The following is a 23,703-nucleotide window of genomic DNA, read 5'->3' on the forward strand; positions in this document are numbered from 1 at the left end:
ACTAGTAAAAAAGAGGTAGTAAAAAAGTGGCCTCCCCGAGGGCCCTGGCAGCGGCCAACGGCCCTCGGGGAGGCCAAATGCACCCTAGCCCGCCGGCGCCAGCAGCACCTTCACGCGCACCTGCTTGTCGGTGTCGGGCAGCTGCACGGTGAGGGCGTCGGCGTCGTAGTTGGCGTAGGGCTGGTCGTCGATGAAGCACTCCGCGATGCGCACGCTGCCTTTGGGCAGGATGTCGGGCGACACGTACAGCACGTTGTCCTTGAAGGCGCCGGGGTAGGGCTTGAAGTAGAAGTAGGTTGGCTTCTTGGTGATGAGCAGGTTGGTGTATACCGTCGAGAGGAAGCACAGCTCGGTGCTGTGGTAGGCGCTCATCGAGTGGCTGCCCTTGAAGCGCTCGGTGCCCAGCAGGTAGGGCATGCCGTTGGCCAGCACGTTGAAGTACACGCCGCCCTCGTCGGTGTCGAGGAAGAAGGCGTTGTAGAAGTTAGCCGACTCGCGGGCGTACTTCAAATACTCCTCATTGCCCAGGATGCCGTGCAGAATCATGTAGGCCAGGATGGCCTGCTCCTGCTGCCACCACGCCTTGCGGTCGTGCCACACAAACTTGTGGTGCTTGCCCTGCTTGTCCACGCGCTCCACCACGTCGTACCAGCCGCCGCGCTGCTGGTCGGAGCCGGCCTCGGGCATGATTTCGGCGATTTTGGTGGCGAAGTCCAGGTACTCCTGCTTGGGCTTGAGCGACTGCATGCGCATCAGGTTCCAGGCAATTTTGAGGTTGTGGCCCACCACGGCGCGGTTTTGCTGCCAGCCCCAGGTCTGGTCCTTGCTCCAGTCTTCCATAAACTTCTCCTGCACGAAGGGGCTGTTTTCGTAGTCGGGGAAGTACTTGGTGATGGTATCGAAGGTGTACTCCAGGAAGTCGGCGTACTTCTGCTCGCCGGTGGCCAGGTACAGGTTCACGAGGTAGGCCGGGGCGTGGTCGCCCACCGAGTTCCAGTTTTTGCGGGCCTGGTTGTGGGCCAGCGAGGGGTCGCGCGGGTCGAGGCCAATGGGCTCGAGGTGCGAGAAGTAGCCGCCCTGCTCGTTGTCCTTGTAGTACTTCTCAAACAAGTCAATCGTCAGCTCGATGTCCTTCAGAATGCGCTTGTCGCCGGTCAGGCGGAAGGTCTGGGTGGGGCCGGCCAGGGCGTAAATCTGCTCGTACATGGGTATCGAGTAGAAGTCGTCGCCAAATTCCGAGGTCAGCAGCTTGGTTTCCTGGTCGCCGTCCACCTTCAGGCCGTGGTACCAGTATATCAGGTTCTCATCCTGGTCGAAGAAGCGCAGGTGGTCGCGCAGGTACTCGGTGCCCTTCTCGGCGCCCTCCAGGTATTCGTCCTTGCCGGTGAGCATGTAGGCCGAGGCAAAGCCGTAGACCATGCGCGAGATGGTGTCGGTTTCCTGCAGGTAGTCGCCGTGCTTGGTGCCCCCCAGGTGCAGCATCGTGCGGTACTTGTGGTAGTCGATGGGCTCGGCCGGGTAGTTGAACTGCCACTTGAGGTAGCTCGTGGCGATGGACGAAATCTGGTTTATCCACCAGTCCTGGTTTTCCTGGCGGTACTCGCCGGGCTTGGTGCTCGGAAACACCAGCCACTGCACTTCAAACAAGGGTTCCGAGTCGCCATCGGCCGAATAAAACGTGCCGTAGGCGTGCACGTACTGGCCCTTGGTCGAGAGCAGTTCATACATCACCCCGCTGGCATCCTGCCACCCCTCGTCGAGGTTGCGCACGGTGCGGGCAAACACGCTGGTCGTCAGCACTGCCTTAAAGGGCCGCCCGTCCGAGGTTTCGAGGACGAACGTTTTTTCGCTGGGCGTAAACTCGGTCACGTAGCCCGAAATGGTATCCGAGAACGTGAAGTTGATTTTCATCGCCGGCGTGGTCGTCGTCGGGCCAGGATGCTGTTCGGTGGCAGTAAGCTGTTCGGTAGCCATTGCGTACTAGGTGAAGGAGTTAAGAGGAAGAAAAGACTAACTGGCCGGCCGGGGCAACGCTGCCCTAGGGGGTAGCCAGGGCGGGGTCGTCGGTGAAGCCCTGGCTGATTTCGACGATGTTGCCGTCGGGGTCGCGCACCCACACCGTGCGCCAGCCCGGGATGAAAGCGTCGAAGTCGAGCGGCCCTAGCGTTACCTCGGCCGCGGGCCCTAGGGCGGCCAGCGTGTCGTCCACGCTAGTTACCTGGAAGGCCAGGTGCCGCACGCCGGGGTAGTGGGCACCATCGCCGGTTAGCAGCGGCAGCCCGGCCGGCCGCTCGGCATCGGCCCGAAACAGCTCCAGGTACACGCCGTGGCTGTTTTTGAGAAACACAATCTCATTGCCCGCGCCCAGCGGAATCGCCCGCGCCCGGCGAAAGCCAAAGTGCTGCGCGTAGAACTCCTCGGTGCGGCCTAGCTCGGCGCACGAAAGGGCGATGTGGGAAAACAGGAGGTCGGCCATGAGGGGTAGCTAAGCGCGTGCAGCCAGGATGTCAATGATTTTGTGCGCAAACAGGTGGGCGTGCCCGCCCGAGCGGCCCGTTACCAGGTCGTCGCCGTCGGTCACCACGTCCTCGTTCACGTAGATGGCGCCGTAGGCCTTGGCGTCGCCCACCAGGTTGTTGTGGCACACCAGGCGGCGGCCCCGCACCAGCTCGGTGGCCGGGGCCGTGAGCCAGAGCCCGTGGCAGATGATGCCCTTGAGGATGGACGGCTCGGCAAAGGCGCGCTTCAGAAACTCGGTGGCCGGGGGTATCTTCTCCACGTCCTCGGTGTAGCGCAGGCGGTCGCTCACCATGCCCGAGGGCACGATGATGGCGTCGTAGCTGCGCAGCTCCTCGTCGCTCATATGCTCGAAGCTTTCCCAGCAGTCCATGGGCGCGCGGTACTCGTGGCCCAGAAACGTCAGCTTCGGCTGGTTCCAGAGGCGGCTCAAAAAGTGCACCTCGGCGCCCTCTTCCGGGAAGCGAAACTTGTAGTAAAATATCTCGTTCTCAAAATAATCGGCCTCGAACAGGATGCCGATTTTCTTGCCTTTTAGGCGCTGGGTATCAGCCATGGCGGGGGCTAGGGGGTTAGAGCGTGGCCGAGCCTTCGTGGTACTTGAGGTCATCCACGATGTACTTCGTGATGATGGGCGAGCCGTCGGGGCCGGCCTTCATTTCCCAGGTTTGGTAGGCGTCGGCGTTGATGCGCTTGCTGCTAGCTTCGGGAGCGTTCCACACGCTGGCTTCCCACTGCACCACCACGGCCACCGTGGCCGTGTCGCCGTGGATGGTGGCCTCGGCCTTTTTCACGGTGTGCACCTCGTCGAAGAAGATGCGAATAACGCGCTGGAACCAGCCCTCGAAGCCGGCCCAGCCGTACACGGTGGCTTCGGGAAACACCATTTCCAGCTCCTGGTCGGCCAGCATGGGCAGCACTTCCACCATGGGGGCGTGCACGTCGAGCTTGCGGTACCAGGCCTCGGCCATCGCCTGAATAGATTCTTGGGTCAGCATAGAAGTAATTAGTTGAACTGCTAGGGTTGGGAGAAAACGCTCCCCCTAGGGGGCGCCCGGCCGGCTAGGCCAGCGACCCGTCGGGGTGCTGCACCATGCCGGCGAAGTGGATGGCAATGCGGCCGTCGCGCAGCACCCAGCTATCGGCGAAGCGCATGTGGGCGTCGCCGTCTTTGGTGTGCATGGTTATCTGCTCGGTTATCATCAGCGTCTGCGGGTCCTCGGTTTCGGCCCAAAACACGATGTCCGTTTCCAGCCCCTCAATGCCCAGGATGCCCTGCATGTGCTCGCGCAGCTGCTCGCGGCCCTTGTAGATGATGGGCTTCTTCATGAAGCTGCTGATGAGCACCGCGTCGTCGGTGTACTGGTCGAGCAGGGCCTCGATGTTCTTGTCCAGAATAAGCTGGATGTGCGCGCGGTACAGGCGGCCCAGCGGGGTGTCGGGTACGTTGGTCATGGTAACTGAATATCAGGTAGGTTAAGGGGCGGCTACCGGCGGCGCCAGCGCTTCCCGCTGCCAGCGGTGCGGCAGGTTCAGCGGGCGGCTTACCGACCAGGCAGCCACCTGGCCCAGCGGCCGGCCCTAGGGGCGGTGGGCTTACTTCAACTGGTTAATCAGGCCCCAGTCGTCCCAGTTGGCCCAGGCCTCGGTCAGTTTGCCGTCCACCACGTGGTACATCACCAGGCCCTTCCAGGTGGCGCGGCGGCCGGTGCCCTCAATGCCCGCAAAGGGGTGCTGGTGGGTGCCGGGCGCCTCAAAGCGCACCACTACCTTGTCGCCCTCGGCCACCATGTCCACGACTTTCAGGTCGAGGTCGGGGAAGGCACCGTAGAGCATGTCCATCTGCGAGTGTAGCGCGTTTTCGCCCACAATGGCCTCGGGCACCGCCGAGCGGTCGATGTAAAAGCCGGGCGCCGTGTAGTCGGGAAATTTGCTGAAGTCGCGCTTTACCAGAATGGCGTCGACGTAGGCCCGCACCACGGCCTTGTTTGCTTCGAGTGACATAAGCTAGAGAAATTAAAAAAGAGAAATTGCCGGAAGTAGCCTAGCCGCGGCGGCCCGCCGCGGGGCCGCGCCAGCTGCCTAGGTTACTAGCTGTCGTACAGCATCTTAATGCCGTTAATTTGCTTCATCATGCTGATGACGTCGTTCTGCACCCGCGCCTCCGTGAATTTGCCGTCCTCGTTGAAGCGGAAGAAGGTCATGCCCTTGATGGCCACCGGGTTGTTGCTGGCCGGCACGTTGCGCCAGGTGTCGCTGTGCTTGGTGGTCGACATGTTCCAGAAAGCCGCTCCTTTCAGGTCGGTCGTCACGATGTCGTCGGGCGTCGTTTTGTAGGTGAGGTTTTCAAAAATGCGCCGGTTATTGCGCACCAGGTTTTTAAAGGCCTCCCGCCCGTCGAGGTGGGCAAAGGCCAGGATAAACTGAAACTGCGGGTCGCACAGCTCATCCACCGTTTCCATGTTGCCGGCACTCCATATCTCGTCGAAAAAACGCTGGATGTGCTCGGTATTCTCTTCAATGCGGTCCATAAAAGGCAGGGGCAAGAGGTGGGAAAAACGGGTCGGAACCGCGGGCTAGGCGCCGGGGGGCGGCGGCACCACGCCCAGCTGCTGCAGCAAGCCCAGCTCGTCCACGTTGGCCCAGCGCTCGGCAATCTTGCCATCGGCCATGCGCACGGTGGTCGTGCCGGTGAAGGTCAGCTGCTTGCCACTCGGGGGCATGCCCATCACGCCGCCCGTGTCGGTGCCGGTCAGGCTCCAGCGGTGCACTACCTTGTCGGCCGCGTATATCTGGTCGAGCATGGTGAGGTGGATGTCGGGCATGGCGTGCCGGAACATGCCCACGATGTGCTGGAAGCTGCCCACGCCGGGCTCCGATTTGGCCTTGCCGCCCACGAAGGAATGGTCGACCGCATCGGCCGTCAGCAGGTCGGCCCGCACGTTGCCCGTGTTCCAGGCAGTGTCAAAAAACTCCACGCACACGGCGTTGTTCTGTTCGGGGGTGTTAGCCATTGGAGAGAGAAAAAGAAGGTAAAAGTTTGTTAGTCAAGAGGTGGCTAATAGGGTTGGCGCCGGACCAAAGGCCGCATCAGTGGGCAGCACGCCGCTGAGCTGCCCCACCAGCTGCCGGCTCACGGGGCCACCTTCCGGCCGCAGCATCACGTCGTACACTTGGCGCTGGCCTAGGCTGCTGGCCACGGTGGCTTCAAACCACACGTAGTCGCGGTCGCTGGTGAGGTGCTGCACCGAAAGCGGCGTGAAGTCCGCCTCGCGGGCAAACAAGTCGGTGAAGAGCTGGCGAATGGCCGGGCGGCCGCTCACGTCTACCTGGCCGGTCACCAGCCGCGCGTCTGCGCTGAAAAAATCGTCGGCCAGCCCGTCGGCATCGCCCCGGCGGTGGTAGTCGAGGTAGCGCTGGTGAAAGGCGCGGGCCGCCTCAGTGGCCGCGGGCGGGGCGGGCAGCTGGGCGAGGTCGCCGGGCTGCCAGGGCGTGCCCTGGCGCAGCCCGAATAGCTGCAGGTAGATTTTACCGTCGCGCACGAACTTCACCTCGTACACCCGGATGGGCGCGGGCTGGCCCGGCTGCTCGATGCGCAGTTCCAGCCAGAGGTAGTCGGGGCCGGTCGCGAACTTCTCGACCTGCCGCGCCCCTAGGGCCGCCAGCCGCGCCAAATAGGTGGTGAGCACCTGCCCGATGGCCGCGTGCCCTTCGGCCCGCCACGCAAACGCGTGCAGCCGGGCATCGGGGGCGTAGCAGTGCGCCAGCAGGCCGGGCACGTCGCCGCGCTCCAGGTAGCCCACCTGGGCGGCCTGGAAAGCCTGGGCAGCGGCAGCGTCGGGAAAGGGAGCGGGCACGGCGGCGAGCAGTTGAAAAGTAAAAACCAGGCAGTTGGGGCGGGGGCTTTAGGCGGGCAGCATCCCTATTTGCCGCAGCAGCCCTAGGCTATCGCCCGACATCCACATCTCCACAATGCGGCCATCTTCTAGGCGAAAGAGGTTGAGGCCCTGGTCGGTAACTTGCTTTTGGGTGGCCGGCTGCCCCAGGAACTCGCCCGTTTGGGTGGCCTCGTATGACCAGCGGGCTACCACCTTGTCGCCCTCGGCCAGCAGGTCGTGGACGGTGAAGCGCACGTTGGGAAACGCCCGGCGCGAGGTAGTAAACCACTGGTGTAGCGTGGCCGGCTGGTGGGCCTGGCCCGGCGGAAAGTGGAAGCGCAGGTCGGGCGAGGTAATCTCGTCAATCACCTCTTCGCGCTTGTCGTTCCACAGTTCCTGCCAGTAGCGGGTTACCACGGCTTTATTCGCTTCAGTTGACATATTAATTACTGCTATTCAGGCGGTTAATACTGAACCTAGGACGGAATTACGCCCAGCTGCTGCATCAGGCCGAAGTCGTTCTCGTTCACGTGCACCGAGGCGATTTTGCCGTGGCGAATCGTGAAAATGTCAATCCCGTAGTCCTTGATGTGGTTGCCCGAAGCCGGGGCGCCCAGAAACTCGCCTTGGTGGGTGCCCTCAATCGACCAGCGGGCCGCCACCTTGTTGCCCTCGGCCAGCTGGCGCAGGGCCGTAAACTTGATGTCGGGGAAGGCGTTGCGCAGGTATTGCACGAAGCCCCGGAAGGCGTCGTAGCCCGTAATCGGCTCGGGCTGCGTGGGAATAATAAAGGCGAAGTCGGGCGTGAGGATTTCCTCGATTACCTCCAGCTTGCCCTCGCTCATAATGTCTTGGAAGTAGCGGCCCACCAGCGCCTCGTTCTGGGCGGCCGTGGTTTCGGCCTCGGCGGCGGGCGGCGCGGGCAGCACGCCCAGCTGCAGCATCAGCCCTAGGGTGTCTTCGTGGCCGATAGACTCCGTAATCTGGCCGTCCTTGATGGTGTGCCAGGTCATGCCGTCAATCTGGAAGAAGTTGCCGGTGGCCTCTACGTTGCCCTTCACCGTGAGCAGCGGGCCGCCGGTGTGGGTGCCGCCGCCCAGCCAGCGCGTAGCCACCCAGTCGCCGCCCGCCACCATGTCCTGCGGGTCGATATAGAAGTCGGGGAAGGCGCCGTGCAGCATCTTCACCAGCCCGATAAACCCGTCGGGGCCCTTGAACGGCTCGGGGTGAGTGGGCAGGGTGAACACGAACTCCGGCGACAGCAGCTCGTGCGCCACGGCCTCGTTGGCCTGGTTCATGATTTCGTGGAAGTAGCGGCGCGAAACCGCCTTGTTAGCATTGCCAGCAGCCATGGTAAAAAAGGTTTGTTTAGTAGCCCAGAAAGCTAATTTTTTTGATACTCAAGCCATCGCGGCCCGCGGCCTGGCGGCCGGCTGCGGGCGCAGCAGCATTTCGGCGGCGCGCTCGCCAATCATGAAGCAGGCGGCCACGGTGTTGCCGCTCGTCACGGTGGGCATCACCGAGGCGTCGGCCACGCGCAGGCCCTCGATGCCGCGCACGCGCAGCTCGGGGTCTACCACGGCGTGCGCATCCTGGCCCATGCGGCAGGTGCCGGCCGGGTGCCACAGCGTCGAGCCCTGGCTGCGGATAAAGCCGTCGGGGTCGCCGGGGCCGGGGGCCAGCTCGCCGCCGTTGAGCGGGGCGAAGGCCGCCGTGCCGGCCAAGTTTCGAATGAGTTCTAGGGCCTTGTGAAACACCTCCAGGTCGGCCGGGTCGCTGAGGTAGTTGGGGTTGACGAGCGGCTTATCGAGCGGGTCGGCCGAGGCCAGCTTCACCTCGCCCACGCTTTTGGGCTGCACCAGAATGGGCAGGAAAATGCACACCGGGCCCCCAAAGTCGGGCAGGTGCGGGGCCAGTGGCGCCGGGATACTGGGCGTGAAATTGAGCTGCAGGTCGGGCGCCGGCGCGTCGGGGTTGGTTTTCACAAACAGCACGTTGCCGGTGAGCAGCGTGGTCATGGGCCGGGTGCCCAGGCTGCGGAAAATCACCGGCAGCTGCACGTGGTCCTGCAGGTTCTGGCCCACGCCGGGCAAGTCGGCCTGCACGGCAATGCCCAGCTCCTGGAGGTGCGCCGCCGGGCCGATGCCCGAGAGCAGCAGCAGCTTGGGCGACTGCAGCGCGCCGGCGCTCAGCACCACCTCGCGGCTCACGTTCAGGCGCCGCAGCTCGCCGTCGCGCAGGTACTCTACGCCCACGGCGCGGCCGTGCTCCACCACGATGCGCGTCACCTGGGCTTGCGTGATGAGGGTCAGGTTGGGACGCTGCTGCACGGGCTGCAAAAACGACAAGGCGCTGGTATCGCGCTCGTTGCCCGGCGTGATGTGGAACTGCAAGAAGCCCGCGCCGTTTTCCTGGCGCTCGCCGTTGTAGTCCCAGCGCGGGCCGTCGTAGCCCAGCTCCACGGCGCCCTGCAAAAACTCGTCGGCGCGCATCACCTCGTCGGGGCAGTCGCGCACCCAGATTTCGCCCTGGTCGCCGTGGTAGGCCGAGGCCCCGCCCTCATAGTGCTCAATCTTCTTGAAGTAGGGCAGCACGTCGGCGTAGCTCCAGCCGGTAGCCCCTAGGGCCTGCCACTGGTCGAAGTTGGCCGGGTTGCCGCGCACGTACATCATGGCGTTGATGCAGGTGCTGCCGCCCACCACCTTGCCTTGGTTGATGGTGATTTCGCGGCCCCCTAGGCCCGCCTGCGGCGTGGTGGGCAACGCCCAGTCCACGCGCGAGCCCCACAGCTCCACGAAGCCGCCGGGGTTGGTCACGTCGGGCTCCCAGTCCCAGTCGCCCGCTTCGAGCACCACCACCTGCACGTCGGGGTTGGCGCTGAGCCGGTTGGCCACGACGCTGCCCGCCGCGCCCGCCCCAATAATGGCGTAGTCGCAAGTAGTGGGGATAGAGGTTGTTTTCATAGCCTGCATAAGCAGCAGTAGGGCCTCGAAGGCTACTGCGAGCAATTAGTTTTCACCCAGTCTTCGTGGTGGTTGCCCTCAATTACCAGGTCAATCAGGAAGGGCTTATCGTCGGCCAGCATCCGCTCGATGGCGGGGCCTATCTCGGCCTCGGTGGTGACGCGCACCCCGTCTACCCCTAGGGCGCGGGCCAGGCCCACAAAGTCGATGGCCGGGTACGAGAGGTCGAACGACAGCGGGTGGGCATGGGCCGGAATGCGGCGCTCCTGCCAGTACACGTCGATGTTGAGCTGCAGCAGCTTGTAGGAGCCATTGTTGCACACCACGAACTTGGCCCCCGCCCCGTGCCGCACCGCCGACCACAGCGCCTGGATGGTATACATGCTGCCGCCGTCGCCTGAGAAGCCAATTACGGTTTGCTTGGGGAAAGCCAGCTTCACGCCAATGGCGCCCGGAAAGCCGATGCCCAGCGAGCCGCCCCGCGTCACGAAGTACTGGCCGGGCGTGGTGGCGGGCAGGTAGCGCGTGAGGCCCGGCGAGCTGGTCAGCGCCTCGTCGAAGAGGATGGCGTTGGCGGGCAGGTGCCGGGCCAGCGCTTCGCCAAACTGGGCCATGCGCAGCGGGTGCTGGCCGCGCTGCTGGGCATCGGCGGCGCGCTCCTGGGCTTCGCGGGCGTCCTTGGCGGCTTTAATGGCCTGGATGCGCTGCCGGCTGGCGTGCTGAAAGCCAAACGAGCGCCGCGCTTCCAGGGCGTCGGCCAAGGCCCCTAGGGTCAGCTTGGGGTCGCTCACGAGGCCTAGGTCCACCGGGTGGTTTTTGGCTATCTCATAGGCGTTCAAGTCGATGTGCACCACTTTGGCGCCTTCGGCAAATACATCGCCTAGCTCGGGAAAAACCTCGGGCAGCATGTAGGTGCCCACCACCAGGTTCACGTCGCCCTTCTGGGTAATGGGCCGGCTGTAGCTGCCAAACATGTGCCCCGTAGTGCCCTGCCAGAGCGGGTGCGTGGTGTCGAAGATGACGTCGCCAAAATCGACGCCGTACACCTCGGCGCCCAGCAACTCGGCCACGCGCCGGGCCTCGTCGGTGGCGCCCGAGTAGGCCACGCCGTCGCCCAAATACAGCATGGGCTTCTCGGCGGCCAGCAGCATGTCCACAGCCTGGTCGAGCAAACGGTGGTCGGGCAGCACCCGCGTCGAGGGCAGCGAGGTGGGGTGCACGCGCTCGTGGTTGGGCGCGTCGAGCACGTCCATCGGCAGGCACACGTACACGGGCCCCATGGGCGGCGTGGTGGCAATCTTGATGGCCCGGCGCAGCGTGCGCAGCACCGACTCGGGCGAGTATACCATCGTCGAGTACTTCGTGACGGGCGCCAGCATGGCCACCAGGTCGTTGGCCATCTGGGCGTCCATGTTGGCGTAGCGCACGCCCGCATCCGAGCCAATGACTACCAGCGGCGCGTGGCCGCGCTTAGCCTGGTAAAGGGCCCCCACCGCGTTGCCAATGCCCGGCGAGCTGTGCAGCTGCACCAGCGCTGGCTTTTGGGTGGCACGGGCGTAGCCGTCGGCCATGAGCACGGCCACGCTCTCTTGCAGCGTGAGGATGTACTTCATGGCCGGGTACTCGGCCACGGCGTCCAGAAAGCCCTGCTCCACGGTGCCGGGGTTGCCAAACATGTGGTCGATGCCATCGGCCAGAAACTGCTCGATGATTTTCTGGTTGCCCGTTTTGGGCAGTTCCGCGCCGGCTGCGCTGGGCGCACCGGCCGGGGCCGGCGCTTCGGCCACCTGGGTTTCGTTACCAGCCATAGCGCGTGAGGCCGTGGTCCAGCACGTTCACAAACTGCTCGCCAAACTCGTGGGCGCATTGCAGCGAGCGGGCCGTAATGAACGGATAGTCAACGATAACCGACGTTTCCTTGCCGAAATTGCCGTGATACTGCCCAGTGGGCCCTACGGCGTCGGCCAGGATATACTCGAGCACGTACGGCGGCGGCCCCATGTTGAGGTCGGTGTGCAGAAAGCCCGTGCCATCGTGGTAGTCATACTCGATGCAGTGGCCCGTGACGTGCTTGCCGGCGATGATGGGCTTGCGCAGGTTGAAGTCGCGGGCAAAAACCAGCGGCGCCACGCCGTAGCAGATGGCCGCGATGGGCAGGTTTTTCTGGTAAAAACCCAGGATGATGTCGTGCACCCGCTGGTTGTTTACCATGTCGATGATGGGGCCGCTGCCCCCCACCAGCAGCAGGCCGGCGTACTCAGCGGTAAGGGCGTCCTGCGCCTTTTTTACGTCGGTAAAATAGTGCTCAAACTCGCGCAAGAAATTGGGTTTAGAGAAGTACGGCCGCTCGGGCACTTCAGCCGCCATATTGCGCCGTTCCTCCAGGCGGTTGGTGGCTTCGAAGGCTTTGACCAGCTCGGCATCGCCGGCCGTGGTCACGCACACCCCTAGGGGCGGGTCCACGTAGGTGGTGTCGTAGCTTGGGGGTAAGGCCTCAGCTTTTTTGCCGGTTGGCGTCATAAACTCGACGGTGTAGCCGGCCTCTTCCAGCTTGGCCAGCGGGCCTACTAGCTCGATGCCCCAGTAGCCATACTCCGAGAGGATAGCCAGTATTTTTTTAGACATGAAACGAAGAGATGAATGAGTGGCAGGTATTTTTTCGGTACGTATTAATACTTGGCTTACAAGTCAATAAGAAGCCGAGCAACTCCGCCAGCGGCGGTTTGCGGGGGGTGGCAGCCGGCAGGAAGTGCGGCCAGGCGGGGGCAGCAGCTCGCCCTGGCCCCGGCGAAACGCCGGGCCAAAAAGCGACTGAATACCGTTGTAGAAAAGGGTGCTAACTGGGTGAAAGCCGGTCGATGGTCAAAGATGTTGACTGGTTGCCCGCAGGCCAACAAAATGGTGTAAACGACCCAAGAACTCTTGTAAACAACCGATAAAAGGTTGTGAAGCGCGCGCCTTAATCCGCGCTTAAAGCAGGAAGTAGCAGGCCCGCCTAGCGATGCTAAATCAACTAGGCAACCCTACCCTATTAGTAGTCCGTAGGAAAATAAAATATAATTTTTTAGTGGTTAGTGGCTACATAGCGTTGGCGCAACCTCTACTTTTGCACCACGCTCTACTGCTCTACTTTTGCTATGTCTGCACCTACTGGCGGCTTTCATGTACTGTTAATTGAGGATGAAGCCGTGCTAGCCCTGGACTTGACCGATATTTTGGAAGCCGAGGGGTACACCGTGGTTGGCCCGGTGGCCAGCGGCCCCGAAGCCCTCGAACTATTTCGCCAGCAACCAGTAGACCTGCTGCTATGCGACGTGCGTCTGCAAGGCCCCTGGAACGGCATCGACACGGCCCAGCGGCTGTTGGCCGAGCGCGTCGTGCCCCTGGTTTACCTCACGGCGCTGGCCGACCGCGACACCCTAATGCAGGCCCTAGGTACCATGCCTGCCGCCTACCTCACCAAGCCCGTGAGCGTGGCGGGCCTGCGCGCCGCCATTGAAGTGGCGCGCCAAAGCAGCAGCAACCCGCCCGCGCCGCAGCCCCCAGCGCCCAGCCCCCGCCCTACCGGCGAGGCGCGCGAAATACTGCTACGCCGCGACGACTACATCTACCTGAAATACAACTACCAGTTCGTGCGGCTGGCCCTGGGCGACATTGTGGTGCTGGAAGCCGACAACACCTCGACCATTGTGGTGACGGCCGGGCCCCGCTACTCGCTGCGGCTGTCGCTGGCGGCCATCCTCGAGCAGCTGCGCTACCCCTCGCTGGTGCGGGTGCACCGCTCGTTTGCCCTCAACCTGGCGCACGTCACAGCTTTTAGCGATACGGAGGCCATTGCGCACGGCATATCGGTGCCGCTGGGGCGGCAGTACAAGGGGGAGTTTTTGCGCCATTTTCATGCCTAGGGCCCGCGGGGGGGCTAGGGTAGCCAGCCAGGCTTGGGGCCCGCTTTGTAGCTCGCTGGCAGCCGGGTAGGCGGGCGCAGCAGTGGCAGGGCCAGGCGTGGGCCAGGGGCATGTAACCTGGTTCAGCCCGCCGTTTCCGCAGCTCAACCCAGGCCAGAGCTTGTTGGTCTAACAAGGTGACGGGCGGGCTTTTATCCATCCCTAAATTTGCCGGTAGTATTTACTGCCTGCTTAGTATGATGTGGCGCGTTGCCTTCTGCTTATTACTGCTGTGCGGCGGGCTGCCCCAGGCCGCGCGGGCTGAGGCGCCGGCAGTGGGTCGTACCGAAAGCGAGCAAATTCAGCTGCTGCTCGGCCGCGACAATGCAGCCGCGCTGCGCCGCAGCCGGGCCCTGGTGGCCCGCGCGCAGCATGGCCCGCCGGCCGCCTTGGCCGAAGGCTACTGGCTGCTGGGCTGCGCGCTCCGCAACCAGAGCCGCTTCGATTCGAGTTTGTACTACGGCCAGCGCTCGCTTACGCTCTACAGCCGGCTGGGGCAGCCTACCGGCATGGCCAGCGCCTACACCCTGCTGGCCCAAACCTACAAGCGCCTGGCCGATGCCCAGCACGTAACCAAGCTGACCGAGCAGGCCCTGAACCTGGCTACCCTGGCCGTGGCGGCGGGCCAGCAGGCCCAGCCGCCGGCCGTGCTTAGCCGGGCCTACGTGCTGCAAGGCATCATTTACCGCGACCTGAAGCTGTACGACTCGGCGCGCGTCTGCTACCAGCGGGCCATGGTGGTGGCGCGCCGCTACCCGCTGCTGCCCTCGTCGCTGCCCGTGGCCTACGCCGACTACGGCCAGCTACTGATGGAAGCCGACCACCAGCCGGCGGCGGCCATCGAATGGTTTCGGCGAGCCATTCCGCTCTACCGGCGCGAGGACAACCGCAACGGCCTGGAGCACGCCTACCGCAACCTGAGCTGGGCCTACCAGAAGCTAGGCGATACCGCGCAGGCGGTAGCCACGGCCGATTCTAGCCTGGCGCTCGGGCGCGCCAGCGGCGACCCGCACCGCCTCAACAACTCGCTGGAGGTAGCCTACTCGGCCTACCGCGCCGCCGGGCGGCTGGCCCCCGCGCTCGACCTGCTGGCCGCCTGGAAGGAAAGCACCGATAAGCTAGCGTCGGCCGATATTGTGAGCGCGGTGACGGCAACGCGCGCCTCTTATGAGCTAGAGCAGCAGGCAAGCCGCATTGGGCGCCTCAATCGTAGCAACCAGCAGCAGAGGCGCCTGCTGTGGGACCTGGGGGTGAGCCTGGCGCTAGTGCTGGGCCTGCTGGGCTTGGTGCTGGGGCAGTACTGGGCGCTGCGACGCTCCAACCGGCGCTTGTCGGCCAGCAGCCGCATCATCGAGGCCAACCATACGCAGCTCACGGCGCAGTCGGAGCGGCTGGCGGTGCTGCTGCAGGAAGTGCACCACCGCATCAAAAACAACCTGGCCACGGTGGCGGGCCTGCTGCGCCTGCAGGCAGCCCGCCTCACCGACCCGGAAGCCTTGCGCGCCATGCGCGAAAGCCAGCAGCGCATCGAGGCCATCTCGCTGCTGCACCAAGGGCTCTACCAAACGTCCGACGTGTCGACCGTGGATATGCGCCGCTACATCACCGACCTCACGCAGAGTTTGTGGGCTACCCACCAAACCTCCAAGGAAATTGACTTGCAGCTGGAGCTGGCCACGGTGCACCTGGACGTGGAAGTGGCCGTGCCCCTGGGCCTGCTGCTGAACGAGTTGGTGACGAATGCCTTTAAGCACGCTTTCGACCAGGCCGACACCCCTAGGCTGCGCGTGGCGTTTGGCCCCGATGCCAGCGGCCGGCTCCTGCTGGAGGTGCAGGACAACGGCCCGGGCTTCAACCCGGCGGTGCAGGCTAATAATCGCTTCGGCCGGCGCCTTATTCCGGCCCTGGCCAAGCAGCTGGCGGCGCAGCTTTCGCTAAGCATCACCGACGGCACGCACTACCAGCTGCTGCTACCCTGCCCTACCTAGCTAATCAGCCCCAAACCCAGTTAGGGATAGGCCGGCCCCTAGGGGCCAGCTGGGCGGCGAAGTGCTTTAAAGTCCAGCGGCGGAGCTCGCACTGCCCTAGGGCCCTAAAACAGCCCTTGGGCAAACAAGTACAAGTTGTGGCGCCACACGGGCCAGGCGTAGCCACCGGGATACTCGCTGTATTCGTGTACTTGATGCCCAACTCATCCAGCCAGATGCGCATGGCACTTTAGTGGCGGCTAAGTCAATCACTCAAACCGCACCCAGTCAACGGCAACGGGCGCACTGGTTTTGGCGGCCACGACCAGCGCGTGCGTGCCGGGCTGGAAGCTGGCTAAGGGCGCTTTTATTTCCTGCCACTCGCTGCCTTTCGGCACGGCTACCTGGGCTAGCACCGGGCCGGTGGCGCCGTCGGTGCGCAGCTGCACTGTGGCGCCGGCGGCGGTCCGCACACGCAGCGTCACTGCCTTAAGGGCCTGCTTGCCAAAGGCTACGCCGTTGTACTGCACCCAGCCCTGGCTGTCGGCCAGCAGTGTTTGCCAGCCCAGGAAAGGGTTGGCCGGGTCTAGGAAGGCAATGGTGGCGCCGCGGCTGCTCAGGCGGCTGTAGCGGTCCACCTGAATTTTTTGGCGGGCCGCGGTCAGGCCCACGCCGCGCAGGGTGGGCACTACCTTGCGGATGGCCCCGTCGGGCTCAAAAAACAGGCTGTCCAGGCGAATGGACCGGCTTTTGTCGAACTGGGGCGACAAGTCGTTGTGGTGGTAGAACAGGTACCACTGGTTGCGGAACTGCGTGATGGAGTGGTGGTTGGTCCAGCAGCCGGTCGGCGACTCGTCCATGATAACGCCCCGCACGGTAAACGGCCCTAGGGGGCTGGGGCTGGTGGCGTATTCGAGGCGCTCCGTCTTGTTGGCCACGTGCGGGTAGGTGAGGTAGTAAATCCCCTTGCGCTCAAACATGTACGGCCCTTCCTTGAGGCCTTTGGTGGGCAGCTCGCCTAGCGTCACGGGCGCCGAGGCCAGCTCCAGCATATTGGGCTGGAGCTTGGCGGCGTAGAGGTGGCCCTGCGACCAGTAGAGGTAGGCCTGCCCGTCGCGGTCGATAAACACGTTGGGGTCGATGCCGTGCACGCCGCGGATGGGCAGCGGCTGCGGCACGAAGGGGCCAGTGGGCTGGTCGGCCACGGCCACGCCCACCCTAAAACCCTTGCCGTCAGTGGTATCCCTAGGGGTGCTCGGGAAGTAAAAGTAGTATTTGCCGTTGCGGGCAATGCAGTCGGGCGCCCACATGCTGTAGCTGTCGGGCTTCACCCAGGGCACCTGGTTCTGGGTCACGATGACGCCGTGGTCGGTCCAGTCGGTGAGGTTGGCCGACGAAAACACGTGGTAGTCCGCCATGCAAAACCAGCCCACGCGCCCGCGCCCCGGCGTGGCCAGGATGTCGTGCGACGGGTACACGTACACCCGGCCGTTGAACACGCGCGCCGACGGGTCGGCGGTGAATTGAGTGGTAATCAGCGGGTTTTGGGCTTTGGCGGCGGCGCCCAGCAAAAGCGCCAGTCCACTCAGCAGGTAAGGCAGTTTACGAAGTAGCATGGAGCTAGGGAGTTACCGGGGGCCGATAGTGGTGTTTGCAAGGCGGAAGTAGTCGAAATCGGCGTAGCCGCCGGCCCGCTTGGTGGCATAGTTGAACAGCCCGAACCGGTAGCCCATGAAGTGCGGCAGCGTATACGCCATTTTGAGCGGCACCCCGATGGCTTGCCATGCCTTGCCATCGAGGCTGTAGTAGAAAGTGGCCACGTCCCGGCGGTCCGTGAAGTCGCACGCGGCTTTGAAGTAGACGGTGTTCTGCGTTAGCGGCAGGCGCTGCAGCTCCACGGGCTTCTCCGATTCGGCGCTCACCATGACAATGAACTTCGCGCCGTGGCGGGCATCAACTCCCACCAGGCCGTAGCGCTTTTGCAGCAGGGCCAGGCCGGCAAAATCACCGTCCTGGAGGTGCGATACATCCAGGGCCGTAGTGCCGGCGCAGGTGGGCCCAATGGTGCGCTGCGTCAGGGTGTTACGGGCCAGCAGGAAGGTGGTATCCAGGCGGCCGGTTTTGAGGCGCAGGTAACCGGGGCGCTCGGCCACCGACCAGAGGGCGTTGTCGGGGTTGTGGTTCCACTGCCACACCAGCGGCAGGGCGGGCTCGCCCCTGCGCCGCGCAAACTCATCCGAAGCCACCAGGCCCGGCACCGGGCCGGTGCTGGGGGGCAGGGCCAGCGTGGCGGGCACTTTGCCGGCGGTGCCCAGCACCGGCCAGCCGTCGGCCCAGGCCACGGGCACCAGGTACGGAATGCGGCCTACGGCCCCAAAATCGCGAAATAAATAGGCAAACCACCGCCCGTCGGGCGTGTCGATGAGCCCGCCCTGCGCCACGCCCAGGTCTTGCAGCGCCACCCGGCCCTCGTAGGGGCCCGTGAGCTTGGCGGCCCGGTGCACCACCACCGTGCGCATGCCGCCCCTAGGCCACACAATGTTGAAAAGGTAGTACTGGCCCCTGATTTTAAACAGCTGTGAGCCCTCGGCGGGCAAGCTGATGTCGGGGCCGGCCGGGGCGCTGGCGTTCTCGATAAGCACCTGCGCCGTAGCGCCGGGCTTCACCCCCGACGCGTCGGCCGTCAGCTCAAGCAGGTGCAGCCGGCCGGCGCCGTACACCAGGTACACGCGCCCATCGTCGTCAAAAAACAGGGAGTGGTCGTGGTAGCTTGGCTTGAAGGAGGCGACTTTCCAGGGCCCTTTCTCGATATCTCGGGTGGAGTAAACGTAGGTTTTGCCGGTCGTTTGGGCGAAGGTCGTGACGTAGTACGTGCCCTGGTGCAGTCGCAGGCTGCTCGCCCACGAGCCCCGGCCGTAGGTGCTTTGGCCGTGGGTTAGCGTCAGCGCATCGAGGCTGGCCAGCGTGTCGTAGGCGTAGCTGACAAGGTGCCAGTTCACGAGGTCCGTCGATCTCATAATCGGCACGCCGGGGCTCAGGTGCATGGTCGTGCTGCTCATGTAGTAGGTCTTCCCTACCCGAATCATCGACATGTCGGGCACGTCGGCGAAGATGATGGGGTTTTGCGCCGGCCGCACTTGCGCCGCCAGCGGCGAAGCAGCCGCGGCGGCGAGGGCTATTGCGCAGCCTAAAGCACTGCGCTTGAGAGAGTAAGGCATGAGCCAGAAGTTAGCGGTGCGAGGGTATCAATTGCCGTTCGGCCAGGGCCCTAGGGCTGCACCACGAAGCCGCCGCGCGCGGGCAGCGTCAGGCTAAGCGAGCTGCCCGCCACGGCCCGCGTGCTGAAGCTGCGGTTGGTGGCGCCGTCGGTAATGAGCGTGCCGCCTTTCAGGCCCAGCTTCCCTAGGTCTACCTGAACGGTTTGGGGCGCGTCGGTGCCGTTGATGCCGGCCACGTACCACGCGCCGCCGGGCGCCTGCCGGGCCAGCACGGCGTACTGGCCGGGGTAGCCGGCCACAAATTTCACGTCAACCCAGCGCGGGGGCAGCTTTTTCACGAAGTCCTGCACGTAGGTGGGCTGGGCGGCCATGCCCTCGGGCACCTCGGCGTAGTGCTGAATGCCCGACTGAAACAGCACCGCCAAGGCCAGCTCGAAGGCATTAGAGGTGCGGCGCTGCTTACCTCGGATTTCCGAAAACGCCATCGGCGTGAAGTCCATGGGCCCCACCGCGTTGCGGGTGAAGGGCAGCGTGGCGCAGTGGGTGGGCTCCTGGTCGGTATTGGCCTGGTCGAAGGTCAGGAACTCGAAGCCGCGCACGGCTTCCATCGTCATCAGGTTGGGGTAGGTGCGGTTCCAGCCCCTCGGGATGGTGGTGCCGTGAAAGTTCACCAGCAGGCCGGCCTGGGCGGCGTCGGTCAGCAGGTCCTGGTAGTAGTTCATAAACGACTGCCCGTCGCCGCCGAAAAAGTCGATTTTCACCCCCGCCACGCCCATCTGCTTGAGGCGGGCGAATTCCCGGCGTCGGCTCCCGGCCTCAAACAGCACGTTAATCGGGGTTTGCGGCGCCTCGTTCCAGTGGCCGTTCGAGTTGTACCAGGCCAGCAAACCCACGTTTTTGGCGCGGGCATACTGGGCCAGCTCCTGCATCTTGTCGTAGCCTATCTGCTGGTCCCACAGCGCATCCACCAGGCAGTAGCGCCAGCCCATGCCCGCCGCGTAGTCGATGAAGCGGCGCTGCACGTCGTAGGTGGTGTTTTGGTCGCCGAGCAGCACCCACGACCACGCGGCCTTGCCCGGTGCCTCGGGCAGCAGCGCCGTTTGGGCGGGCGCGCTCAGGTCGGTCGTCAGCGTCGACTCGACAATGGTAGCTAGCGAGTTGCCCACCACCAGCACCCGCCAGGGTGTGCGCCACGGCAGGCGGCCTTCGGGCAGCAGCGCCGCCTCGGGCGTGGTTTTTTCGGGGGCCTGAGCAAAGGCCACGGCGTATTCGGCATTGGGCGACTGGTGCGCCAGGTGGCTGCCGCAGTAGCTGCGGCCCATGCCGGCCTCGGTTAGCAGCACCCAATGCCCGCCGGTTTCAAACAAGGCCGGAAACGACCAGCCTTCGCCCAGCGGCGAGGGCGTGCCGGCCGCCACGCCGCGCTGGTAGTACTCCTCGTACGACGGCTGCGTGTGGGCCCAGCCGGTTTGGGCCTTGGCGTGCGGGTGCAGCCAGCCCCTAGCCCCGGCCGGCAGGTGAAACGTGGTGCCCTCGGCCGTAATGCGCTGTACGTCTTGGCTTTTACCCTCCAGCACGTACTGAAACGCCACCCCGTCGTTGGACACCTGAAACACCACGCTGAGCCGCGGCGCCCCGGCCGCCCCGGCCTTGCTGGCGAAGTGCAGCACCCGCCGGTTGGCCCGGTAGCGGCAGTTGGCGCGCTTGTCGGTAGCCAGCTGGTAGTCGTCGGCCACGGCGGTTGGCGGGTCGGCTTTGGTGAGCTGCAGGCCCTGGGTGAGGTCGGCGCCGGCCAGCTGCAGCCCCAGGCGCGAGGGCCGCAGCAGCTCGGCCTGGCGGTAGCGCACGGCGTAGGTGGGCTGCCCTAGGGCCGTCAGGGCCACCGTCACCAGCACGGCCCCGTCGGGGCTGCTGATGTGCACGGGCGGGGCGGCCTGGGCGGCGGCCAGGGGCAGGGCCAGCAGGCAAATCATGGATACTAAACGCATAAAATGAAACGCAAAGCCAGGCACATCGCGCGCCTTATTGCTGGTACATCGGGTCGTGGCCTTCGTACTTTAAATACTTGAAGGAGGCAGTGTTGCGCGTGGGCTGCCCCCGGAGGTGGCGTACATCCCGATGAGGCAGCCAATGAAGCCGCCCGCCGTTTGGGTGCTCAAAAAGCGCGCGTCCACCTTGTCCTGGAGTGTGCGCCAGGCTCTGCCGTTTTCTGAATACGCGAAGCCATAGGTGTCGCCTTCGGTCAGTAGGCGCAGCTGCACCTTACCGGCCGCCGTTTGCAGCGGCGCCTGGGCCAGCAGGGTCATTGTGTTGGGCGCGTCGGTGCTCTTGTACAGCGCGAGCACGGGCTTGCCGCCGGCCATTGACTCGCAGAAGTAGTAAAAGTGCTTTTCGTCCTGAAACGCCACTAGGCCCGCCTGCTCTACCTCGCCGCGCGGCTCAAACGTCAGTTCGGTTTCGGCGCTGCCATGCAGGTGCTGCTGCCGCTTGCCGATGAAGGACGGGTTGCCTCGCTCCGCGCAGGTTTTGGGCTTTAGCTTTAGAGTCAGCCCCTTGGCTTTACTCAAGAAAAAGCTGCTGCTGTCTACCATGCGCAAAAACAGCAGTGCGGGGTCAAGCTGCTGCTCGAAGGTGAGGGTGTAGCCGAAGTTGCCGCTCTGGGGCCGGGCGCCGGGCTGCTTCACCTCGGGGTAGCTGGCCCGGTAGCGGTACTGCACGCCGCCGGGGCCGGGGTTCATCACCGGCCAGTCGTCTTTCCACTCCACGGGCGTGATAAACGCCTCGCGGCCCGTGTTATAGAAGTTGTCCTGGTAGGGCCGCACCGCCAAAAAAACGGCGTACGTCTGGCCATCCGGCCCCTCTACCAACTGCGCGTGCCCGGCCGAGGTAATGGGGTTGGGGCAGTATTTAGGCAATTCGCGCTGCGAGAGGATGGGGTTGTGTTCGTAGGGCACAAACGGCCCTAGGGCCGCCCGGCTGCGAAATATCACCTCGGTGTGGTTGACCGACGTGCCGCCCTCGGCCGCGTAGAGGTAGTACCAGTCGCCCCGCTTCAGCAGGTGTGGGCCTTCTATCCGAACGGGCTTTTTGTTGAGGTCCACGCCCCCGTTCACCACTATCCAGGCTTCGCCCACCGTCGCTAGCGTACTGGGATTTAGCTCTATCATCTTGATGGAGCGGTGCCCCTCGTAGAGCGGCTTGTTGTTGGGCGGGTCGCTGTTGTAGACTACGTAGGCCTTATCGTCTTCGAAGAACAGCGAGGGGTCGATGCCCCGCACGTCGGGCAGAAACGTAGGGTTGCTCCACGGCCCGGCGGGGTTTTTGGCCGTCACCACAAAGTTGCCCTGGTGGTCAATGAGCGTGCAGGTGACGTAGTACGTGCCGTTGTGGTAGGCAATGGCCGGCGCAAACAAGCCGCGGGTCATGCGGTCGCCCAGGAAGTCCAACTGCGCCGGCCGGCTGATGACGCTGCCCACCTGCCGCCAATTTCTGAGGTCCCGGCTGTGCATAGCCGGAAGGCAGGGGAAGTACGAAAAGGTGGCGTTGACCAGGTAATAAGTCGGCCCCACCTTCACGATGCTCGGGTCTGAATAAAAGCCCATTGGGATGGGATTACCCAACTCAATCGATTGTGCGAGCAACGCAGTGGTTGGCAGCCAGCTCACCCCTAGGGCGGCCAGCCAGTGTTTGGCTTTCATTGGCAATAAAGTAGGGCCCCTGTTTTGGTAGCGAAACAGCAGGCGCCGGGGCAGTAGGCTGGCCACTGCCCCGCGCTCGACCGGGCACGGAACTAAACTACAATACCTTTTTCAGTGCAACTACACCGATAGGTAGCACGCCCGCTTTTTCGAGCACCCCGAGCCGGGTAGTACCGCTGCGGTTTGGGGTGCTCAGCAGCACTACCCAGCCACGAGTACCCCTCCCCTAGGGCACAAAAAAAGGCCGCGCCACCCGGCACGACCTGAAACGGCCAATCTGAGCTGAATTGGCACTTTTGCAAAAACTAGTGGCAGATGTAGTGTCACTCTCTCTTCTAGTGTAACACCTTTTTTAACTGGCTGTAGGGCGCATACGTGGCCTTTAGCTGCTTCTGCAACGGCTCGTTTGGTACCGGATTCAGGAGTAAAAAGCGGGTAAAGCTGCGCTGCTCAGCTTCCGGTTGTTGATTGAGAAAAGCTAAGAAGAGCCTATCGGTCGTTGCGAGCTTGATGCAGTGGTCTTGCAGGTAGTTCAACCCGTCTGATTGCCACTGGGCGTGCCGAGCAATCCCGAGTAGTTTGCTAAATACTTCCGGGCGCGCTACTTGGCGCAGACTAAACAGGTGCTCGATGTACGGCCAGGAAGTCTCATACAGACAGCCAAACTGGACAGAAGTCGTTCGGCTGTCGCGTCCGCTATAGCCAAACACGCGCGTAAAGGTGGGATAAGTTGCCGGGAACGCGCGTAAGAAAGCTTGTTCCGCTGGCCGGGTATCTCGTTGTCGCAGCACGGTATAAGCCTTCTGCATCGCGGAACACGAAGGTGGTTGGTATTCACTGCGCTGCGCCCAGGTAGCCGCTGGAAACAGCATGCTAGCAAGCAGTGACACGAGGGCAAGCTTCATTCGGGAGGTTTAAGAAGGTAGCAGTAAGTACCCGCGCGACTACCTAGCGCGAAGCTAAGAGCTCCTGGCGGTAGCGCTTGACACTAGCGCGACTGATGCCGGTGAGCGTGACAATCTCGGCCACTGAGAGGCCCCGCTCCAAAGCTGTGGCCACCTTGGCTACCTTCTCGGCATCGCGCCCAGCTGGCCGGCCTAAGTGCTTGCCCTCCTGCTTGGCTAAGGCAATCCCCGCTAGGCTCTTCTGCCGGTTGTTCTCGCGCTCGTATTGATTGAACGAGGAGAACACCCCAATAATCATTTTACCGGCTGGTGTCCGGGAGTCGATGCTCAGGTCGAGGGCCCGGAAGTGCACACCGCGCCGGTTGAACTCCTCCACCAGCTGAATCGTGTGCACCGTGTTGCGCCCCAGCCGCGCCAGGCGGTTCACCACCACCACGTCGCCCTCGCGCACGGCCGCTAGTAGCTCGTCGAGCGCGTGGCTCCGGGTGCGAGTGCCGGATACCTTCTCCTGAAAGATGCGCGTGCACCCCGCGCGGGTCAGGTCTTCCAGTTGCGTGTCGAGGTTCTGATCGGTGGCCGAAACGCGGGCGTACCCAAAGGTGTGTTGCATGGC

At 63.9% G+C, this 23,703-nt stretch carries 22 protein-coding genes; 2 read left to right on the top strand and 20 right to left on the bottom strand.

Annotated features, from left to right (window positions below):
• Window positions 1-84 precede the first annotated feature (84 nt).
• From HHL22_RS04175 to HHL22_RS04240, 14 genes are all read right to left on the bottom strand, one after another.
• On the bottom strand, window positions 85-1,974 hold the full coding sequence (locus HHL22_RS04175) for an AGE family epimerase/isomerase (protein ID WP_206680685.1): 1,890 nt from the start codon (window positions 1,972-1,974) through the stop codon (window positions 85-87).
• Window positions 1,975-2,038: 64 nt separating this feature from the next.
• A complete protein-coding gene (locus HHL22_RS04180; RefSeq protein ID WP_169529697.1) occupies window positions 2,039-2,476 on the bottom strand; it encodes a VOC family protein in 438 nt (145 codons plus the stop codon).
• A gap of 9 nt (window positions 2,477-2,485) precedes the next feature.
• Window positions 2,486-3,073, bottom strand: a complete 588-nt coding sequence (locus tag HHL22_RS04185; protein WP_169529698.1) for a DJ-1/PfpI family protein — start codon at window positions 3,071-3,073, stop codon at window positions 2,486-2,488.
• Between the two features lie 16 nt (window positions 3,074-3,089).
• Window positions 3,090-3,515, bottom strand: a complete 426-nt coding sequence (locus HHL22_RS04190; RefSeq protein ID WP_169529699.1) for a hypothetical protein — start codon at window positions 3,513-3,515, stop codon at window positions 3,090-3,092.
• Between the two features lie 64 nt (window positions 3,516-3,579).
• A complete protein-coding gene (locus tag HHL22_RS04195; RefSeq protein ID WP_169529700.1) occupies window positions 3,580-3,972 on the bottom strand; it encodes a nuclear transport factor 2 family protein in 393 nt (130 codons plus the stop codon).
• 141 nt (window positions 3,973-4,113) lie between these two features.
• Window positions 4,114-4,521, bottom strand: coding sequence for an ester cyclase (locus HHL22_RS04200; protein ID WP_169529701.1), 408 nt, complete (start codon window positions 4,519-4,521; stop codon window positions 4,114-4,116).
• 86 nt (window positions 4,522-4,607) lie between these two features.
• On the bottom strand, window positions 4,608-5,048 hold the full coding sequence (locus HHL22_RS04205; RefSeq protein WP_169529702.1) for an ester cyclase: 441 nt from the start codon (window positions 5,046-5,048) through the stop codon (window positions 4,608-4,610).
• Window positions 5,049-5,093: 45 nt separating this feature from the next.
• A complete protein-coding gene (locus HHL22_RS04210) occupies window positions 5,094-5,531 on the bottom strand; it encodes an ester cyclase (protein WP_169529703.1) in 438 nt (145 codons plus the stop codon).
• Between the two features lie 33 nt (window positions 5,532-5,564).
• Window positions 5,565-6,374 (bottom strand): nuclear transport factor 2 family protein, encoded by an 810-nt coding sequence (locus HHL22_RS04215; RefSeq protein WP_169529704.1) that lies wholly within the window; start codon window positions 6,372-6,374, stop codon window positions 5,565-5,567.
• Window positions 6,375-6,422: 48 nt separating this feature from the next.
• Window positions 6,423-6,836, bottom strand: a complete 414-nt coding sequence (locus HHL22_RS04220; protein ID WP_169529705.1) for an ester cyclase — start codon at window positions 6,834-6,836, stop codon at window positions 6,423-6,425.
• 35 nt (window positions 6,837-6,871) lie between these two features.
• Entirely contained in the window at window positions 6,872-7,747 is an 876-nt protein-coding gene (locus HHL22_RS04225) for an ester cyclase (protein ID WP_169529706.1), read from the bottom strand.
• 48 nt (window positions 7,748-7,795) lie between these two features.
• Entirely contained in the window at window positions 7,796-9,358 is a 1,563-nt protein-coding gene (locus HHL22_RS04230; RefSeq protein ID WP_169529707.1) for a GMC family oxidoreductase, read from the bottom strand.
• Between the two features lie 32 nt (window positions 9,359-9,390).
• Window positions 9,391-11,166 carry a thiamine pyrophosphate-binding protein gene (locus tag HHL22_RS04235; RefSeq protein WP_169529708.1) on the bottom strand — a complete coding sequence of 592 codons (1,776 nt, stop codon included), beginning with the start codon at window positions 11,164-11,166 and terminating at the stop codon, window positions 9,391-9,393.
• A complete protein-coding gene (locus HHL22_RS04240) occupies window positions 11,156-11,983 on the bottom strand; it encodes a type 1 glutamine amidotransferase domain-containing protein (RefSeq protein ID WP_169529709.1) in 828 nt (275 codons plus the stop codon). Before HHL22_RS04240 ends, HHL22_RS04235 begins: the two co-directional genes overlap by 11 nt.
• 512 nt (window positions 11,984-12,495) lie before the next feature.
• On the opposite strand from HHL22_RS04240, the gene HHL22_RS04245 reads away from it, so the two are divergent.
• Together HHL22_RS04245 and HHL22_RS04250 are read left to right on the top strand one after the other, a co-directional pair.
• On the top strand, window positions 12,496-13,263 hold the full coding sequence (locus tag HHL22_RS04245; protein WP_169529710.1) for a response regulator: 768 nt from the start codon (window positions 12,496-12,498) through the stop codon (window positions 13,261-13,263).
• Between the two features lie 236 nt (window positions 13,264-13,499).
• Complete coding sequence (locus tag HHL22_RS04250) at window positions 13,500-15,290, top strand: histidine kinase dimerization/phosphoacceptor domain -containing protein (protein ID WP_169529711.1); 1,791 nt, start codon at window positions 13,500-13,502, stop codon at window positions 15,288-15,290.
• 248 nt (window positions 15,291-15,538) lie between these two features.
• Here the strand turns inward: HHL22_RS04250 and HHL22_RS04255 are convergent, their stop codons facing one another.
• The 6 genes from HHL22_RS04255 to HHL22_RS04280 all read right to left on the bottom strand — a co-directional run bounded on the left by HHL22_RS04255 (window position 15,539) and on the right by HHL22_RS04280 (window position 23,700).
• Window positions 15,539-16,885, bottom strand: coding sequence for a family 43 glycosylhydrolase (locus HHL22_RS04255; RefSeq protein ID WP_169529712.1), 1,347 nt, complete (start codon window positions 16,883-16,885; stop codon window positions 15,539-15,541).
• A gap of 12 nt (window positions 16,886-16,897) precedes the next feature.
• Window positions 16,898-18,487 carry a glycoside hydrolase family 43 protein gene (locus tag HHL22_RS04260; RefSeq protein ID WP_169529713.1) on the bottom strand — a complete coding sequence of 530 codons (1,590 nt, stop codon included), beginning with the start codon at window positions 18,485-18,487 and terminating at the stop codon, window positions 16,898-16,900.
• 50 nt (window positions 18,488-18,537) lie between these two features.
• A complete protein-coding gene (locus tag HHL22_RS04265) occupies window positions 18,538-20,475 on the bottom strand; it encodes a glycoside hydrolase family 97 protein (RefSeq protein ID WP_169529714.1) in 1,938 nt (645 codons plus the stop codon).
• Between the two features lie 69 nt (window positions 20,476-20,544).
• The gene (locus tag HHL22_RS04270; RefSeq protein ID WP_317172622.1) at window positions 20,545-22,185 is read right to left on the bottom strand and encodes a glycoside hydrolase family 43 protein; all 1,641 of its coding nucleotides are present in this window, start codon (window positions 22,183-22,185) and stop codon (window positions 20,545-20,547) included.
• 335 nt (window positions 22,186-22,520) lie between these two features.
• The gene (locus HHL22_RS04275; RefSeq protein ID WP_169529715.1) at window positions 22,521-23,090 is read right to left on the bottom strand and encodes a hypothetical protein; all 570 of its coding nucleotides are present in this window, start codon (window positions 23,088-23,090) and stop codon (window positions 22,521-22,523) included.
• Between the two features lie 43 nt (window positions 23,091-23,133).
• Window positions 23,134-23,700 carry a recombinase family protein gene (locus HHL22_RS04280; RefSeq protein WP_169529716.1) on the bottom strand — a complete coding sequence of 189 codons (567 nt, stop codon included), beginning with the start codon at window positions 23,698-23,700 and terminating at the stop codon, window positions 23,134-23,136.
• Window positions 23,701-23,703: the final 3 nt, after the last annotated feature.

The organism is Hymenobacter polaris, assembly GCF_012927305.1.
Classification (GTDB): domain Bacteria; phylum Bacteroidota; class Bacteroidia; order Cytophagales; family Hymenobacteraceae; genus Hymenobacter; species Hymenobacter polaris.